At 63.6% G+C, this 17461-nt stretch carries 12 protein-coding genes; 10 read left to right on the forward strand and 2 right to left on the reverse strand.

Going from position 1 to position 17461, the window contains the following annotated elements; all coding sequences use genetic code 11:
• The first annotated feature begins 24 nt into the window (after positions 1-24).
• The 9 genes from NKJ08_RS05275 to NKJ08_RS05315 all read left to right on the forward strand — a co-directional run bounded on the left by NKJ08_RS05275 (position 25) and on the right by NKJ08_RS05315 (position 12765).
• Complete coding sequence (locus NKJ08_RS05275; protein WP_352777102.1) at positions 25-594, forward strand: putative glycolipid-binding domain-containing protein; 570 nt, start codon at positions 25-27, stop codon at positions 592-594.
• A gap of 197 nt (positions 595-791) precedes the next feature.
• Positions 792-2045: an aspartate kinase gene (locus tag NKJ08_RS05280; protein ID WP_352525033.1), complete on the forward strand. Its 1254-nt coding sequence runs from the start codon at positions 792-794 to the stop codon at positions 2043-2045.
• Between the two features lie 181 nt (positions 2046-2226).
• The gene (ptsP, locus tag NKJ08_RS05285) at positions 2227-4497 is read left to right on the forward strand and encodes a phosphoenolpyruvate--protein phosphotransferase (protein WP_352525035.1); all 2271 of its coding nucleotides are present in this window, start codon (positions 2227-2229) and stop codon (positions 4495-4497) included.
• Positions 4498-4506: 9 nt separating this feature from the next.
• Complete coding sequence (prfA, locus tag NKJ08_RS05290) at positions 4507-5586, forward strand: peptide chain release factor 1 (RefSeq protein ID WP_352525037.1); 1080 nt, start codon at positions 4507-4509, stop codon at positions 5584-5586.
• Positions 5579-6448, forward strand: a complete 870-nt coding sequence (gene prmC, locus NKJ08_RS05295; protein WP_352525038.1) for a peptide chain release factor N(5)-glutamine methyltransferase — start codon at positions 5579-5581, stop codon at positions 6446-6448. Before prfA ends, prmC begins: the two co-directional genes overlap by 8 nt.
• Positions 6449-6788: 340 nt before the next feature.
• Positions 6789-7700: a DUF4167 domain-containing protein gene (locus tag NKJ08_RS05300; protein ID WP_352525039.1), complete on the forward strand. Its 912-nt coding sequence runs from the start codon at positions 6789-6791 to the stop codon at positions 7698-7700.
• Positions 7701-7937: 237 nt separating this feature from the next.
• Positions 7938-10544: an ATP-dependent chaperone ClpB gene (gene clpB, locus NKJ08_RS05305; RefSeq protein WP_352525041.1), complete on the forward strand. Its 2607-nt coding sequence runs from the start codon at positions 7938-7940 to the stop codon at positions 10542-10544.
• 148 nt (positions 10545-10692) lie between these two features.
• Positions 10693-11058: an MmcQ/YjbR family DNA-binding protein gene (locus NKJ08_RS05310; RefSeq protein WP_352525043.1), complete on the forward strand. Its 366-nt coding sequence runs from the start codon at positions 10693-10695 to the stop codon at positions 11056-11058.
• Between the two features lie 240 nt (positions 11059-11298).
• Complete coding sequence (locus NKJ08_RS05315; protein ID WP_352525045.1) at positions 11299-12765, forward strand: L,D-transpeptidase family protein; 1467 nt, start codon at positions 11299-11301, stop codon at positions 12763-12765.
• 20 nt (positions 12766-12785) lie between these two features.
• Here the strand turns inward: NKJ08_RS05315 and NKJ08_RS05320 are convergent, their stop codons facing one another.
• Entirely contained in the window at positions 12786-13418 is a 633-nt protein-coding gene (locus tag NKJ08_RS05320) for a TMEM175 family protein (protein ID WP_352525047.1), read from the reverse strand.
• Positions 13419-13585: 167 nt separating this feature from the next.
• Here NKJ08_RS05320 and NKJ08_RS05325 point away from each other — a divergent pair, with 167 nt between their 5' ends.
• Positions 13586-15151: an MFS transporter gene (locus NKJ08_RS05325; protein WP_352525049.1), complete on the forward strand. Its 1566-nt coding sequence runs from the start codon at positions 13586-13588 to the stop codon at positions 15149-15151.
• 14 nt (positions 15152-15165) lie between these two features.
• Here NKJ08_RS05325 and NKJ08_RS05330 read toward each other — a convergent pair whose 3' ends face one another.
• Positions 15166-17124, reverse strand: a complete 1959-nt coding sequence (locus NKJ08_RS05330) for a M23 family metallopeptidase (RefSeq protein ID WP_352525051.1) — start codon at positions 17122-17124, stop codon at positions 15166-15168.
• Positions 17125-17461: the final 337 nt, after the last annotated feature.

A 17461-nucleotide genomic window follows, 5' to 3' on the forward strand; every position in this document is an offset into this window, starting at 1 on the left:
ACATCGTGTTCGAAGGAGTGGACAATGATGCAAACGGTAGCTTCCATTCTTTGGTGCCGGCTCGATCTCGAAGGCCACGACGCTTGCCTGCTGTCGGAATCGGGCTCGGGGCGGAACCTCAGGGGACATGCGCTTTTCGTCCAGGACGGCAAACCGTGCAGCATCGCCTACGAGGTGGACTGCGATGCCGGCTGGCATACACGATCGGCGCGCGCCGACGGCTTTCTCGGCACGCAAGAGCTGCATTGCCAGATCGAACTGCTTGCCGGCGGCCAATGGACGCTGAACGGCAAACGCCAAGTGGAAGTCGACGGTCTCATCGATGTCGATCTCGGCTTCACGCCCGCTACGAACCTTTTGGCGCTCCGCCGTTTTGCCCTCGATGTCGGCACGGCGACGCCCGCCCCGACAGCCTATCTGACATTTCCCGAACTCAGGCTCGTTCGCCTGGAACAGACCTATCAGCGCGTCGATGCGGCACACTACGCCTATGCCGCCCCGCTGTTCGGCTACAATGAGATGCTGGAGGTCTCGCCGGTTGGCTTCGTCGTCGACTATCCGCGCCTGTGGAGAGGCACAGCACAGCTGGGCTGAAGCGAGCAGCATTTGCCAAGAAGTAGCGCAGGCGCGATGCTGCGCTCGTGTGTCGCCCAGGCGGCGGCGGCAGCACGCCTTGCGAAACCGCGATCATTTGGCTAAGGAGGCCGCGCATTGAGCGTCCGGCCCCGGTCGGACGCATTTTCCGCTTTTCGGCCTTCGGTCCGGCATTCATTCAAAGGCATTTCGCTTCCATGGCGCGCATCGTGATGAAATTCGGCGGAACGTCCGTCGCCGACATCGCCCGCATCCGCAATGTGGCGCGTCATGTCAAACGCGAGGTCGACGCCGGCCATGAGGTCGCCGTCGTGGTCTCGGCAATGGCCGGCAAGACCAACGAACTCGTGCAATGGACGCGCGAGGCCTCGCCCATGCACGATGCGCGCGAATATGACGCCGTCGTCGCCGCCGGCGAGCAGGTCACCGCCGGCTTGCTGGCGATCGCGCTGCAGAATATCGGCGTGCATGCCCGTTCCTGGCAGGGCTGGCAGATCCCGATCAAGACCGACAACGCGCATGGCGCGGCGCGCATTCTCGACATCGACGGCGCGTTCTTGATCAAGCGCTTCGGCGAAGGCCAGGTGGCGGTGGTTGCCGGGTTCCAGGGCATCGGGCCGGACAATCGGATCGCGACGCTCGGTCGTGGCGGCTCCGATACCAGCGCAGTCGCCATCGCGGCGGCGGTCAAGGCCGATCGTTGCGACATCTACACCGACGTCGACGGGGTCTATACGACCGATCCGCGCATCGAGCCGAAGGCGCGGCGGCTGGCCAAGATTTCGTTTGAGGAAATGCTCGAAATGGCCTCGCTCGGCGCCAAGGTCCTGCAGGTGCGCTCGGTCGAGCTTGCCATGGTGCACAGGGTGCGTACTTTCGTGCGGTCGTCCTTCGACGATCCCGACGCACCAGGAATGGGGGATTTGCTTAATCCGCCGGGAACGCTTATTTGCGACGAGGAAGAGATCGTGGAACAGCAGGTCGTCACCGGAATTGCCTACGCCAAGGACGAGGCGCAGATTTCGTTGCGCCGCGTCGGCGATCGGCCGGGCGTCGCCGCCGGCATTTTCGGGCCGCTGGCCGAGGCCAACATCAATGTCGACATGATCGTCCAGAACATCTCCGAGGACGGCAAGTTCACCGACATGACCTTCACCGTGCCATCCGGCGACGTCGACAAGGCGCTTGCCGTGCTGGAGCGGCTGAAGGCGACGATCGGCTATGACGTGGTGCAATCGGAAGCCGGCATGTCGAAGGTTTCGGTCATCGGCATCGGCATGCGCAGCCATGCCGGCGTCGCCGCCACCGCCTTCAAGGCGCTGGCCGACAGGTCGATCAACATCCGTGCCATCACAACGTCCGAAATCAAGATTTCGATCCTGATCGACGGTCCCTATACGGAACTTGCAGTTCGCACTTTGCATTCCGTCTACGGTCTGGATAAGCAGTAGCAGACTGCATCGGCCCCGAAATCGGAGTCGATTTTCGGAAAGCACGATGCAGCAGATCGAAAGTCTTAGAGCGTCCTTTGTGCGTCCAATTGGACGCACAGCGCTCTAATTGAGTTGTTGCGTGAGCGCCGGCCGCAGGAGAAACTGCGCCGGCTGACATGCCATTGGAGAAGAAGCCGCGATGCGTGATACGGCCAGTGGCCCGCGCGTTTTGCTGAAACGGCTCCGCGAGCTCATGCAAGAGCCGCTGGAGCCGCAGGAGCGGCTTGACCGCATCGTGCGCGACATCGCCTCCAACATGGTTGCCGAGGTGTGCTCGCTCTATGTGCTGCGCTCTGATTCGGTGCTCGAGCTGTACGCCACTGAAGGCCTGAACCCGACCGCCGTCCACCTGGCGCAGCTCAGGCTGGGGCAAGGCCTGGTCGGCACGATCGCGGCCTCGGCGCGGCCGCTCAACCTCTCCAATGCACAGGAACATCCTGCCTTCGCCTACCTGCCGGAGACCGGGGAAGAAATCTACAATTCCTTCCTCGGCGTGCCGGTGCTGAGGGCAGGGCGGACGCTCGGCGTTCTGGTCGTGCAGAACAAGACCATGCGCCATTATCGCGACGACGAGGTCGAGGCCCTGGAAACGACGGCAATGGTGATCGCCGAGATGATCGCCACGGGCGATCTGGCGCGGCTGACCCGGCCCGGCCTCGAGCTCGATCTGCGCCGTCCGGTGAGCTTTACCGGCCTGTCCTTCAACGAAGGCGTTGGCCTTGGCCATGTGGTGCTGCACGAGCCGCGCATCGTCGTCACCAACCTGTTCAACGAGGACAGCGAGGAGGAGGTCAGGCGGCTCGACACGTCCCTCGGCTCGCTCAGGCTCTCCATCGACGACATGCTGGAGCGCCGCGATGTCGCCTTCGAGGGCGAGCATCGCCAGGTGCTCGAAGCCTATCGCATGTTCGCCAACGACCGCGGCTGGGTGCGCCGGCTGGAGGAGGCGATCCGCAACGGCCTGACGGCCGAAGCGGCGGTCGAAAAGGTGCAGAGCGACATGCGTGCCCGCATGCTGCACATGACCGATCCGTATCTGCGCGAGCGGATGAGCGATTTCGACGATCTTGCCAACCGGCTGTTGCGGCAGCTGATGGGGCGCGGTCCGGAGGACGTCGCGGCCTCGCTGCCCAAGGACGCCATCATCGTCGCCCGCTCGATGGGGGCTGCCGAGCTGCTCGACTATCCCAGAGACAAGCTGCGCGGACTGGTGCTGGAAGACGGCGCGGCGACCAGCCACGTCGTCATCGTGGCGCGGGCCATGGGCATACCCGTCGCCGGCCAGATGAAGGGCGCCGTTTCCATGGCGGAAAACGGCGATGCCATCATCGTCGATGGCGTGGAAGGCGCGATCCATCTGCGCCCGCAGCCCGACCTCGAAGCCGCCTATGCCGAAAAGGTTCGTTTCCGGGCGCGGCGTCAGGAGGTCTACCGCGAGCTGCGCAAGAAGCCGTCGGTGACCAAGGACGGCGTCCAGGTCGATCTTCTGATGAATGCCGGGCTGGCGGTCGATCTGCCGCAACTGGCCGAAGCGGGTGCGGCCGGCATAGGCCTGTTCCGCACCGAGCTGCAATTCATGGTCGCTTCGACCTTTCCGCGCGCCGAAGCCCAGGAACGCTTGTACCGTGACGTGCTCGAGGCGGCGCGCGACAAGCCGGTGACGTTCCGCACCATCGATATCGGCGGCGACAAGGTGCTGCCCTATTTCAAGGGCTCGATCCAGGAAGAGAACCCCGCGCTCGGCTGGCGGGCCATCCGCCTGACGCTCGACCGGCCTGGCCTGCTGCGCACCCAGATCCGCGCGCTGCTCAAGGCGTGCGGCGGGCGCGAACTGAAGCTGATGCTGCCAATGGTGACGGAACTCGGCGAGATCGCGCAGGCGCGCGAGATCATCGATCGCGAGGTGCGGCATTTGTCGCGCTTTGCCCATCACCTGCCGACCAGCCTCAAGGTCGGGGCGATGCTGGAGGTGCCGTCTCTGCTGTTCCAGCTCGACGAGCTGATGAAGGCGGTCGATTTCGTCTCGGTCGGCTCGAACGACCTGTTCCAGTTCGTCATGGCGGTGGATCGCGGCAACACCCAACTGTCCGACCGCTTCGACACGCTGTCGACGCCGTTCCTGCGCGTCCTGAAGCAGATTGCCGACGCCGGGGCTCGCAACCATACGCCGGTGACCTTGTGCGGCGAACTCGCCGGCAAGCCGATCTCGGCGATGGCGCTGATCGGCCTTGGCTACCGCTCGATCTCAATGTCGCCGGCATCGATCGGCCCGGTCAAGGCGATGCTGACGGAACTGCCGCTCAGCGAGCTGGAAGCGTTCTTCGACGACAATCTGATGGCGCCGGCGCAAGGCTTGCCGATGCGGGCCCTGCTGCAGGCCTTTGCCGACGACCGATCTATACCGCTATAGCATTTGGCCATGATCAACCTGCCCCGCGACCGTATGGATCAAGTCGTCAAGCGTCTCGACATGCTCGAGGCGCAGATGTCGGCCGGGCCGGCGGCGGACGCCTATGTCCGGATGGCCTCCGAATATGCCGACATCCAGGAGATGGCGGCAAGGATCAGGTCGCTGCGCGCCGCCGAGCGCGAACAGGCCGATCTGGAGGCGATGCTCGCCGACAAGGGCACCGACGCCGAGATGCGGGCCTTGGCCGAGGCCGATCTGCCGGAGGTCAAGGATCGAATCGAGGCGCTGCAGAAGGACATCCAGATCCTGCTGTTGCCCAAGGATGCCGCAGACGACAAGAACGCCATCCTCGAAATCCGCGCTGGCACCGGCGGCGACGAGGCGGCGCTTTTCGCCGGCGACCTGTTTCGCATGTACGAACGCTATGCCGCGGCGCATGGCTGGCGTTTCGAGACGGCGTCGGCCAGCGAGGGCGAGGTCGGCGGCTATAAGGAAATCATCGCCACCGTCTCGGGCAAGGGCGTCTTTGCCCATCTGAAATTCGAATCCGGCGTGCACCGCGTTCAGCGCGTGCCGACGACTGAGGCGGGCGGGCGCATCCATACCTCGGCGGCGACGGTCGCGGTGCTGCCGGAAGCCGAAGAGGTCGATATCGACATCAGGGCCGAAGACATTCGCATCGACACGATGCGCGCCTCGGGTTCCGGCGGCCAGCACGTCAACACCACCGATTCGGCCGTGCGCATCACCCATCTGCCGACCGGCATAATGGTGGTGCAGGCGGAAAAGTCGCAACACCAGAACCGGGCGAAGGCCATGCAGATCCTGCGCGCCAGGCTCTACGACCTCGAGCGCGGCAAGGCGGACGAGGAGCGCTCCGAATCGCGCAAGTCGCAGGTCGGCTCGGGCGACCGCTCGGAACGCATCCGCACCTATAATTTTCCGCAAGGGCGCGTCACCGACCATCGCATCAACCTGACGCTCTATAAGCTCGACCGGGTGTTGATGGGCGAGCTCGACGAGATCATCGACGCGCTGATCGCCGATCACCAGTCGAAGCTGCTCGCCGATATCGGTATCGATGGCTGACAGCCTGCCCGGCACGCTGGCCTCACTGTTGCGGGAGGCGCGAAACCGTCTTGCCGCATCCGGGGTTGCGGATCCGGCGCTCGATGCCAGGCTGATCGTCGAGCATTTTTCCGGCACGACCCGCACGCAAGCCATCGCCGATCCCGAGCGAACGGTCGATGCGGGCGTGACGGCAGCGATCGATGCCGCCTTGCGACGGCGCATCGCCGGCGAGCCGGTGCACCGCATCCTCGGCTACCGCGAATTCTACGGCTTGCGCCTGTCGCTTTCGCCGGAAACGCTGGAGCCGCGGCCGGATACCGAAACGCTGGTCGAGGCGGTGCTGCCCTTCGTCAAGGCAATGGCGGCACGCGAAGGCGGCTGCCGCATCCTCGATCTCGGGACCGGTACCGGTGCCATCGCGCTGGCGCTGCTCAGCGCCGTTCCAGCCGCGACCGCCACCGGCGTCGACATTTCGCAAGAGGCGCTGGCCACCGCCACGCGCAATGCCAGGGAAGTGGGGCTCGCCGGCCGGTTCACGGCGCTCAAATCCGACTGGTTTGAAAAAGTTTCTGGCCGGTACCATGTAATTGCCGCAAACCCTCCCTATATACCCTCAGACGACATTGGAAATCTGCAGGACGAGGTCCGCGGTTTCGATCCACGCCAGGCCCTCGATGGCGGTGTGGACGGTCTGAGCCCCTACAGGAAGATCGCCGCAGGAGCGGCAGCGTATTTGGAACTCCAAGGCAGGATTGCGGTCGAGATCGGCCATACGCAGCACCAACAGGTTACGGAGATATTCTCCGCAGCTGGGTACTGTTCGGTCGGGGTGTTTCGTGATCTCGGCGGAAACGACAGGGTTCTTGTGTTCGAACGGTGAAACCCGTGATGCAGTGCGAAAAAAGCGCTTGGCAATACCGGGGAATGCGGCTAGGGTCGCCTTAACCGGATGAGACGAAGCAGGCAGTGCTCTTAGCGATTCGGTTTTCCTTGGAAATAGCTGCCTTCTTGCGCAAACGACGCCCAAGCTTCGTGCGGGAATCGTCCGGCAAGTGAAGTAACCGGAACAGGATGGCACGTGGCGCCAACGCAATCGATGCGGGCGAACGCCGGTGAAGGAACGAAACGGCTGGCCGCATGAGCGCCTCCGTTCGTGAAGAGTTTTTCGAAAATTTCAAAGTGAAGAGAGTCTAATGAGGCCACAACAGCAAAACAGGCGCATGCGCGGTCGCAACAATAACGGCGGCGGCGGCGGCAACAACAATAACAACAACCGTAAGGGGCCGAATCCCCTGACGCGCAACTACGAGAGCAACGGCCCGGACGTGAAGATCCGCGGATCGGCTCAGCAGATTGCCGAGAAGTACGCGACCCTTGCCCGTGACGCGCAAAGCTCCGGGGACCGGGTGATGGCAGAAAACTATCTCCAGCATGCAGAGCACTATAACCGCATCATCGCAGCCGCTCAGGCGCAGATGCCGATCCAGAACGCCCAGCAGAATCGCGACGATTTCGACGATGACGGCGACGAGGATCGCGACGAGTTTGACAATGCCGGCAACAACAATGCCAACGAGGCATCGGGTTCGACGGTCAATCAAGGTGCCGGCCCGCAGCCGGTCATCGATGGCACGCCGGCCGAGCTGGCTCTGAACCAGGAAAACAGCCGCGACAACCGAGGCCGCGATAACCGTGACAATAACGGCCGCGACAACAATGGCGGACGCCAGCGCGACCGTCGCCCCAATGGCGGTTACGGCCAGCGCGGCGAGTATGGCTCGCGCGGCGAGCAGCAGGGTGGACAGCGCGTCGAACAGCCACGGCGCGACGAGGCGCCGGCGCAGGCGGAGCCCGTGCCTGCCGCTGAGCCGGTCTTTGTAAGCGAGCCCGCACCGCAATTCGAAAACTTTTCGCCGGCGGGTCTCGCCGCCCAGGCCGAGCTCAACGAAGCCGCTGCCGAAAACAGCCCCGCACGCCGCCCCAGGCGTCCGCGTCGCCCACGCGTCGATGTCGAGCAGGCAAATGGCGGCAACGACAACGCCGGCCCTGACAGTGCCGAGACTGGCAATGCCGATGCGGCGCCGGCTGAAGGCGCTGGCGGTCAACCTATTATTGCCGACGTCGAGAATTGATCGAAGAAACGTTCAGGCGATCTTAGCGCATCCTTTACCCTAGACGGCGGAGAGAAATCTCCGCCGTTTTTGTTTGCGCGCTCGGGATATTATGCGTTCGCCAGTGTCGAGGCGTCTTGAGGGTCCGTGGTTTGCGTCCCATATCTTGCGTGTACAGGATCCGGCTCGAACGGGCGGGTCCGTCACCGCAATCTGATCCGGTGCCGCGAAGCGGGCCGGTGACGGAAGGAGACAGGCATGAATCTTGAAAAATATTCCGAGCGCGTGCGCGGTTTTATCCAGTCCGCGCAAACCATGGCGCTTTCCCGCAATCACCAGCAATTCACCCCCGAGCATATCCTCAAGGTCCTTGTCGATGACGACGAGGGCCTGGCTGCGTCGCTGATCGAGCGCGCCGGCGGCAATGGCCGTGACGTCAAGCTCGGCGTCGAAACGGCACTGGAGGCAATGCCCAAGGTCGAGGGCGGCAATGGCCAGCTCTATCTCGCGCAGCCGCTGGCCAAGGTGTTCTCGACCGCCGAGGAGCTGGCCACGAAGGCCGGTGACAGCTTCGTCACCGTCGAACGGCTTTTGCAGGCGCTCGCCATGGAAAAATCGGCCAAGACTGCCGGCATCCTGGCCAAGGCCGGTGTCACGCCGCAGGCGCTGAATCAGGTCATCAACGACGTACGCAAGGGTCGTACCGCCGATTCTGCGAGCGCCGAGCAGGGCTATGACGCGCTGAAGAAATACGCGCGCGACCTGACGGCGGACGCCCGCGCGGGCAAGCTCGATCCGGTCATCGGCCGTGACGACGAGATCCGCCGCACCATCCAGGTGCTGTCGCGCCGCACCAAGAACAACCCGGTGCTGATCGGCGAACCCGGTGTCGGCAAGACGGCGATCGCCGAAGGGCTGGCGCTGCGCATCGTCAATGGCGACGTGCCGGAATCGCTCAAGGACAAGCAGCTGATGGCGCTCGACATGGGGTCGCTGATTGCCGGCGCCAAATATCGCGGCGAGTTCGAGGAGCGGCTGAAGGCGGTGCTTTCCGAAGTCACGTCTGCCGCCGGCGGCATCATCCTGTTCATCGACGAGATGCACACGCTGGTCGGCGCCGGCAAGGCGGATGGCGCCATGGATGCGTCGAACCTGCTGAAGCCGGCCCTGGCACGCGGCGAACTGCACTGCGTCGGCGCCACCACGCTCGACGAATACCGCAAGCATGTCGAGAAGGATGCGGCCCTTGCCCGCCGCTTCCAGCCGGTCTTCGTCAATGAGCCGACAGTCGAAGACACCGTCTCGATCCTGCGCGGCCTGAAGGAGAAATACGAGCAGCACCACAAGGTACGCATCTCGGATTCGGCGCTGGTCGCGGCCGCAACGCTGTCCAACCGCTACATCGCCGACCGCTTCTTGCCGGACAAGGCAATCGATCTCGTCGACGAGGCCGCGTCGCGGCTCAGGATGCAGGTCGATTCGAAGCCCGAGGCGCTGGACGAGATCGACCGTCGCATCATGCAGCTCAAGATCGAGCGCGAGGCGCTGAAGGTCGAGAAGGACGATGCGTCGAAGGACCGGCTCGCCCGGCTCGAGAAGGAGCTCTCGAACCTGGAGGAGGAATCGACGGAGCTGACCTCGAAATGGCAGGCCGAGAAGCAGAAGCTCGGGCTTGCCGCCGACCTCAAGAAGCAGCTCGACGAAGCGCGCAACGAACTTGCCATCGCTCAGCGCAAGGGTGAATTCCAGCGCGCCGGCGAACTTGCCTATGGCAAGATTCCGGAACTCGAAAAGCAGTTGAAGCAGGCCGAAGCCAGGGATGGCAAGGCCGGCATGGTCGAAGAAGTGGTCGGCCCCGATCACGTCGCCCATATCGTCTCGCGCTGGACGGGCATCCCGGTCGACAAGATGCTGGAAGGCGAGCGCGACAAGCTGTTGCGCATGGAAGACGAGGTCGGCAAGCGCGTGGTCGGCCAGGGCGAGGCGGTGCAGGCGGTGTCGAAAGCGGTACGCCGTGCGCGCGCCGGCCTGCAGGACCCGAACCGGCCGCTCGGCTCGTTCATGTTCCTCGGGCCGACGGGCGTCGGCAAGACCGAACTGACGAAGGCGCTGGCCAGCTTCCTGTTCGACGACGAGAGCGCCATGGTGCGCATCGACATGTCGGAGTTCATGGAGAAGCACTCGGTCGCCCGGCTGATCGGCGCGCCTCCCGGCTATGTCGGCTATGAGGAGGGCGGCGCGCTGACCGAAGCGATACGGCGCCGGCCCTATCAGGTCGTGCTGTTCGACGAGATCGAGAAGGCACATCCGGACGTGTTCAACGTGCTGCTGCAGGTGCTGGACGACGGCCGGCTGACCGACGGGCAGGGCCGCACGGTCGACTTCCGCAACACGCTGATCATCATGACGTCCAATCTCGGCGGCGAATATCTGGTCAATCTCGGCGAGGACCAGGATGTCGACGTCGTGCGCGACGAGGTGATGAATGTCGTCAGGGCTTCGTTCCGGCCGGAATTCCTCAACCGCATCGACGAGGTGATCCTGTTCCACCGGCTGCGCCGGCAGGATATGGATCGTATCGTCGAGATCCAGCTCAAGCGCCTGGAAAACCTGCTTGTCGACCGCAAGATCGCGCTTTCGCTCGATCAGGAGGCGATCGATTGGCTGGCGGCCAAGGGCTATGACCCTGCCTATGGCGCGCGGCCGCTGAAGCGGGTGATGCAGAAGGAATTGCAGGACCCGCTGGCGGAAAAGATCCTGCTCGGCGAGATCCTCGACGGCTCGACCGTCAAGGTCACCGCTGGGTCCGACCGCTTGAACTTCCGCTCGAAGCCGGCAGTCGTGGCAACCGAAGCGGCTGCCTGACTTTAAGCCGAGAGCCTGTTCCATCCCGATGGAATCGGGATGGGGCTCCTATCTTCTTTTTTGACCATGATCTTTTCCGAAAACCGGCATCCACTTTTTGCTACGCTTCGGTTCGGGATCATGGTCTAACATCACTGGCGGGGCGCAGATGACGCTGGACGACTATAACGGCTTCTGCGCCTCGCTGCCTTCGACGAGCCATGTCGTGCAGTGGGGCGGCGCCCATGTCTGGAAAGTCGGCGGCAAGGTCTTTGCGATCGGCGGCTGGAGTGAAGGCAAAGAGCCGTTCGTCACCTTCAAATGCTCCGACATCGCCTATGACGTGTTGAGGGAGCAGCCGGGCCTTCGGCCGGCGCCGTATCTTGCCTCACGCGGCATGAAATGGATCCAGCGCCAGACCAGCGAAAGCATGGATGATGGCGCGCTGAAGGATTATCTGCGCGAAAGCCACCGTCTTGTCGTGCTTAAGCTGACGAAACAGGCGCGCAAGGAATTGGGGTTCGCTGCCGGTTGATCGGTCAGAAATCCGCCATCTTCATGCCCGGTTCATATTGGAACATTATCGTTGGCAACTGATTTGCTGGCGAAGAGGGGTTCGCCTACGCGTCGGCCCGAAAATCGAATGCGATTTTCGGAAAGCACGATGCGGAGATTTAAAGCGTTAGAACGTCCTTTGCGCGTCCAAAAAGACGCGCGGCGCTCTAAAGAGACAATGCCGGCGGCGGCAATTACGGACCGGAGAATTTTGGCCATCATGTTGCGCACCATCTTCACCCTTTCAGCGCTTGCTGCCGGGCTGCTGGCGTCGAATGCGATGGCCTCGCCAATGGCAGATACCGCGCCACGGGTGGTTCGTGCTGCCGATGACGGCGGCATTCTTGTCGCCCAGAACAGCAATCTCGACATCTATTACGACGCCAGGGGAAACCGCGTCATCGTCGATGCGGAGACCGGCAAGGTCATCGCCATCCAGCCGCCGCAGACCAGACTCGACCGCCGCGCCTTGCGCCGCGAGCGCTTGCGCAACCTCGGACCGGTCGAGGACGACCCCTATTATCTCGACGACCCTGAGGACACGGCGCGGTTCCGCCGCAGGCAGTTGGAAGACGAGGGCAGGGTCATCATACCGCCGGCTGACGAGTACGACCCCTATGGCGACAATTCGGTGGAAGCCTTCCCCGAAGCGCCGCGGGATGACGGCAGCTATGGCAACAATTCTCCGGAGGCACTGCAGCCGGTAAAACCGCACACCATCGAGCGCCAGCCGCTCAACGAGGCCTCGATCGAGCCGGTCGAGCCGACGGTGCCGAACGATCAGGCGGCCTTGCCGCCAAACACCGGCGGCAAGACGGCAGTCGACCCGTCGCTTTCGCTCGGCGCCCGCCAGGATGTGGCGGAGCTGCAGGTGCTGCTCGACCGTGCCGGTTCTTCGCCCGGCGTCATCGACGGACGCTTCGGCTCGAATGTCGACAAGGCACTCGCCGCCTACAATGAAATCACCGGCAGCAATCTGAAATCCACCGACGCGGTCGGAATCCAGGCCGCCCTGGCGCAATCCGGTGGCGATGCATTCGCCTCCTACACGATCACGCCCGAGGATGCGGCCGGCCCCTATGTCGCTGCGATACCGGAGGACTACAGCCAAAAGGCCCAGCTCGACCGCATGGGCTACGTCTCCGTCACGGAGGCGATCGCCGAGCGCTTCCATATGGATGAAAACTATCTGAAGAAGCTTAACCCGGACGCCAATTTCAACCGCCCTGGCACCATCATCAAGGTCGCCAATTTCGGCAGGCTGGTGGCGACGCCGGTGGCGCGCATCATTGCCGACAAGGCCAATAAGCAGGTCCGCGCCTACGATGCAGCGGGCAAGCTGGTCGCCGCCTATCCGGCGACAATTGGCTCGTCGGACACGCCGTCGCCGTCCGGCACGCATGCGGTATCACGTGTCGCGTTTGACCCGAACTACACGTATAACCCGAACATCAATTTCAAGCAGGGCGAAAACGACAGGATCCTGACCATCCCGCCGGGGCCGAACGGCCCGGTCGGCTCGGTCTGGATTGCGCTGGACAAGCCGACCTACGGCATTCACGGCACGCCGGATCCGTCGAAGATCGGCAAGACCGAAAGCCATGGCTGCGTGCGGCTGACCAATTGGGACGCGCGCGAGCTGGCCAAGATCGTGTCGCCTGGCGTCACGGTGGAGTTCGTCGACTGAGCTGAACGTCTTCGCTCCATTCAGCCGATGATCTTTCGCAGCAGTGGCGCGCGCAGCGCCGCCGCATAGATCAGCTGCACCACCAGGATGAAGCCGACGCTGAGCAACGGGCTGACCAGACAGAGTGCGGCCCCGACAGCCCACAGGATCTGCGCTTTGACGATGCGCAGATAGACCGTTCGGGTGGTCTCCGCGTCGACGCCTTCCGCCAGGAAGCCGTTTTTGTCCGCATAGCGCCAACTGGCGAGCAGCGTTAATCCCAGCATCAAAAGATTGAGCCAGTAGACGAGCACCGCGGTTCTGAATTCGAGGAAGTCGGCGAGAAGGTCGGTCGAGAACGGCAGCAAGGCGATGAAGCCGAGGAAACAGAGGTTCAGCGTGGCAAGCCGCCGGTCGGACTTCGCGATCAGCCCGTGCTGCGCCTGCTGGCCGAACCAGAAGATGGTCAGCGTCAGGAAGCTGAGCGCATAGGTCAGGAAGCGCGGCGCCAGTGCTGCGACCGCTGCAATCAGTTCGCCTTCGGAATGCACTGTTTCATGCGCCGGCACCCTGATCTCGAGAACGATCAGGGTGAGCGCAATGGCGAACACGCCATCGGTGATGCCGACGACGCGCCCGCGTCCTTCCGCCGAGGGTTCGAGCGGTCGTTTCATGCGGTATTTCCCCCTTGTTGCAGCGTTGCGGGAAATCTAGCACGGCATCTGCCGTTTGCATCCGGGTTGGCGTAATCCTGCCTGTATGGTCAGGTTCGGCCTGGTTTCAATGAGAACAGCCTGCTGGCCGGTTGTCGGCGGCGTGCCGGCGGTCTAGGTAAGGCGGCATGCACACGCCAACCAAAGTCGGTATCGGCGCCGTTCCCCTGACCGGCTCACTTCCGGCCGATACGTTCTGCCCGCAGGCGCAGCGGCGGTTCGTGCTGATCGCCGCGATCCTGGCTTCCGCGCTGGGCTTTATCGACGGATCGGTCCTGGCCATTGCGACGCCGGCGATCCGCGTCGATCTCGGCGCCAGCCTCGCCGAGGCGCAATGGATTTCCAATGCCTATGCATTGACGCTTTCAGCCCTCATTCTCGTCGGCGGCGCCGCTGGCGATCGCTTCGGCCTGCGCCATTCCTTCGTCGCCGGCATCGTCCTGTTCGTCGCCGCCTCGCTTGCCTGCGCGTTGGCGCCTAACCCGGCGGTGCTTATTGCGTTTCGGGCTATCCAGGGTGTTGGAGCGGCCGTCATGGTGCCGGGCAGCCTGGCCATTATCGCCAAAGCCTATCCGAAAAAGGAACGCGGCCGGGCGATCGGCATCTGGGCGGCGGCATCGGCGCTGACGACAGCGCTCGGCCCGGTGCTGGGCGGCTTCGTGCTGTCGGCCTTCGGCGACGGCATCTGGCGAGCGATCTTCGCCATCAACCTGCCGCTCGGTCTTGTCTCGATCTATCTTCTGCTGGCCAAGGTCCCTGCCGACGCGCCAGCGGAAAAGCGCAGCCTCGATCTCGGCGGCGCAGCACTCGCCATATTGGCGTTCGGAGCGCTCGCTTACGGCCTGACCTCGATGAGCGGCGACGGGGAGGGGCTGATGTCCGGCCCGAGTATTGCCGCCGGCGCAGTTTTGCTCGTCGTGTTCATCGTCTTCGAACGCCGGCGGCGCGAGCCGATGATCGACCTGTCGCTGTTTCGGATCGGCGCTTTCGCCGGTGCCAATGTGGCGACCTTCTTCCTATATTTCGCGCTGTCGGCCAATCTATTCTATCTGCCGATGCTGATGATCGCCGGATGGGGGCTGAGCACGGCCGAGGTCGGCTTCATCTTCCTGCCGCTGTCGGCATTGATCGCGCTGCTGTCCGGTCCGGTCGGCCAGTGGTCCGACCGCATCGGGCCTCGCTTTCCGATCGCCAGCGGCAGTCTGGTGGTGGCTCTTGCCTTTGCCGGGCTTGCCTTGCTGGCCTATTGGGGCATCCACAATTTCTGGTTGGGGGTATTCCCGCTGATGGCGCTGATGGGGCTCGGCATGGCGCTGGTGGTGTCGCCGCTGTCGACCGCCATCATGACGGCGGTCGAGGACAAGGATACGGGTGCGGCCTCGGGCATCAACAACGCCGTCTCGCGCATCGGCGGCTTGATCGCCGTGGCGGCGATGGGATCGCTGGCGGCCTGGGTCTATGCTGCCGTGCGCGGCACGGGTGCCGGCTCCGGCATTCCGGGTTTCGGCGAACCGGCGCCCGCCGGCCTGGCGCCCGGCCTCGATGCGGCAAGGCTTGCCGCCAGCGACGCGGCATTCGCGGCCGTTGCCGCGGTGACCGCGCTGCTTTGCCTGCTTTCGGCAATGACCGCCTGGACGACGGTTTCCGGTGAGCGGCTGCCTTGGTCGCGCGACACGGCGAATCAGCAGGGCTGAAGCGGAAAATCGGCTCAGCCTTCGATTTTGGCGCTCGCGACCTTCAGTTGATTGCTGTCTTCTTGCTTGAGCAGGTCGTCGATACGTTCGCGCTCGCGCTTGAAGGCGACGAGATCGTCGCCTTTCAGCGTCTTGCCGACCGGCAGGCGGACGCGCATCGAATCAACTTTGGTGCCGTTGACGATCAGTTCGTAATGAAGATGCGGACCGGTGGAGAGGCCGGTTGAGCCGAGATAACCGATAACCTGACCCTGGCGAACGCGGACACCCGGCTCGATGCCCTTGGCAAAGGCGCTCTGGTGATTGTAGGACGTCTCGTAGCCATTGGCGTGGCGCAGGATGATCTGCTTGCCATAGCCGCCGGCCCAGCCGGCCTTTTCGACGACGCCGTTGCCTGCGGCAATGATCGGCGATCCCACCGGAGCTGCCCAGTCGGTGCCGGTATGCATTTTCACATACCCCAAAATAGGGTGACGCCTGGCACCGAACCCGGACGTAAATCGGCCATTGGGCAAGGGATTGCGCAGCAGAAACTGCTCGGCACTGCTGCCGTTTTCGTCGAAATAGTCGGTGCTGCCGTCCTGCATCTGGAAACGGTAGAAATTTCGCGTCGCGCCGCCGAAAGTCGCGGAGACGTAAAGCAGTTCGGAATCGTCCGACGCCTGGTCGTCGCCATCGGGCTGCGAGAACAGCACCTCGATGCGGTCCGTGGGATTGAGGCGCGACTGGAAGTCGACACTGGATGCCAGCAACTTGATCAGCCGCTGCGTCATCGCCTTGGACATGCCGTAGGAATAGGCGGTGCGGTAGATGCCGTCATAGACGTTCGGCAGATTGCCGCGCACCACGGGCGCAGGCGAATCGTCGAACGCCGTCAGCAATTCGGGATTTGGCTCCGGCTCCTGCGCCGGCACGTACTGGTCGTGGTCGTCGAGCGCGATGGTGACGATGTGCTGGGTCCTGTCGTAAACGCTGGTGCGAACGATCTTGGCGGCGTCGCCATGGACCTCGAGCCCGACGCGCAGCACGGTTCCGGCCTTGAGGGCCGTGGCATTCAGCAATTTGGCGATCGCCTCGGCCATGCCGGTGGCATCCTCGCCGGTATAGCCTGAATCGGTGAAGGCCTCGGCAATGTCGAGATCCTTGGTGAAGGGAATGATTTCTTCGGCGAAGGCCGGCGCCTGGTCGTCGACGGCGGCGCGCGGCGACACCGAGACGTTTTCCGGGACAATCTTGACGTCATAGGAGCCGGCCATGCTCTCGGCGAAGCCGTCACCGAATCGCTGTGGGTCGACATAGTGCAGCGACGCGACCTGGACGGCGCCGTCGCTCAGATCGGTGCCGGCCTCGCGCACCACCTTTTCCACCTCGTCGGCAGAAAGGTCGCTCTTTTCGTCGAACGCCGCCGTCTCGATCGGGAAATCGACGGTCTTCAAGCTCATCTCGCTTTCGACCTTGGCGCCATAGATCTGGCTGGCGGTGGCGGCTGCCGGCTGCGCGGCATTGTCGTCGCCGTTGCCAAACACCTGCATCGGGTCGAAAGGCGGATAGGCACGGCTGGTCGTGTGACCGGCGGCAAGCGCCATCTTGATCTGCACGAAAGGCATGGTGTGGATGACGTCGCGGTCGCCAACCTTGGTCACCATCGACACTTCCATGCGCCGGCGGTCCTTGGCCTTGGCAATCTGGCGCAATGCCACCAACCTGGTCGTCTTGGCGACCTCGCCGGAATCGTCGCCGCTGGCAAGGCTGATAAGCTCGGCGATCTCGGGCGGGGTCGCCAGCTGCTGGCGGCCGTCAAGCGCTGCAAACAGCGCCACGCCCATCAGCACGCTCGAGGTCACGCCGGTAAGGAAGGTGCCCGACAGCCAGCGCGCCGAAATCTCGCGCCGGTCGGGAGGGCCGCTGCGGCCGTCCGCGATCAGCGGCGGCTCGTTGCCGAGGTCGGCTATGACATCTTCCGTGTCTGGCATCCAGAAAGGCTGCTTCTTCCCCGGGGCGGAACGGCTTGTCGTTCTTGTTGTGGCCATGACATTTGCCTGTCACGGCGGGTGAAGTCAACGAAGCGCCTGGCCCCGGCCGAAATCCCCAATCACACGTCTGTCTCTATGGGTTCTCTTTAGTCTCTTATAGGAGGCGCCGTTTGGTCTCTTATAGAAGGCTCTGCGCGGATGGCGCTTTCGCCTGCTTCGTTGGCCTTGGTGTCAAACCGCAATACGGCGGCAATAGGGCTCCACTGTGAAAGCCGGCTTCGTTGTCCCCATGCCGCAGCGGCAGTCGGCTACAGAAAAGCGGCGCCACAACTTTCGT

The sequence above is a fragment of the Mesorhizobium sp. M0244 genome, assembly GCF_040321795.1.
Classification (GTDB): domain Bacteria; phylum Pseudomonadota; class Alphaproteobacteria; order Rhizobiales; family Rhizobiaceae; genus Mesorhizobium.

Excerpts from the sequence above, each read along its gene's own strand:
- NKJ08_RS05275 (WP_352777102.1), top strand. The coding sequence starts at position 25 with ATGATGCAAACGGTAGCTTCCATTCTTTGGTGCCGGCTCGATCTCGAA.
- NKJ08_RS05280 (WP_352525033.1), top strand. The coding sequence starts at position 792 with ATGGCGCGCATCGTGATGAAATTCGGCGGAACGTCCGTCGCCGACATC.
- ptsP (WP_352525035.1), top strand. The coding sequence starts at position 2,227 with ATGCGTGATACGGCCAGTGGCCCGCGCGTTTTGCTGAAACGGCTCCGC.
- prfA (WP_352525037.1), top strand. The coding sequence starts at position 4,507 with ATGATCAACCTGCCCCGCGACCGTATGGATCAAGTCGTCAAGCGTCTC.
- prmC (WP_352525038.1), top strand. The coding sequence starts at position 5,579 with ATGGCTGACAGCCTGCCCGGCACGCTGGCCTCACTGTTGCGGGAGGCG.
- NKJ08_RS05300 (WP_352525039.1), top strand. The coding sequence starts at position 6,789 with ATGCGCGGTCGCAACAATAACGGCGGCGGCGGCGGCAACAACAATAAC.
- clpB (WP_352525041.1), top strand. The coding sequence starts at position 7,938 with ATGAATCTTGAAAAATATTCCGAGCGCGTGCGCGGTTTTATCCAGTCC.
- NKJ08_RS05310 (WP_352525043.1), top strand. The coding sequence starts at position 10,693 with ATGACGCTGGACGACTATAACGGCTTCTGCGCCTCGCTGCCTTCGACG.
- NKJ08_RS05315 (WP_352525045.1), top strand. The coding sequence starts at position 11,299 with ATGTTGCGCACCATCTTCACCCTTTCAGCGCTTGCTGCCGGGCTGCTG.
- NKJ08_RS05320 (WP_352525047.1), bottom strand. The coding sequence starts at position 13,418 with ATGAAACGACCGCTCGAACCCTCGGCGGAAGGACGCGGGCGCGTCGTC.
- NKJ08_RS05325 (WP_352525049.1), top strand. The coding sequence starts at position 13,586 with ATGCACACGCCAACCAAAGTCGGTATCGGCGCCGTTCCCCTGACCGGC.
- NKJ08_RS05330 (WP_352525051.1), bottom strand. The coding sequence starts at position 17,124 with ATGCCAGACACGGAAGATGTCATAGCCGACCTCGGCAACGAGCCGCCG.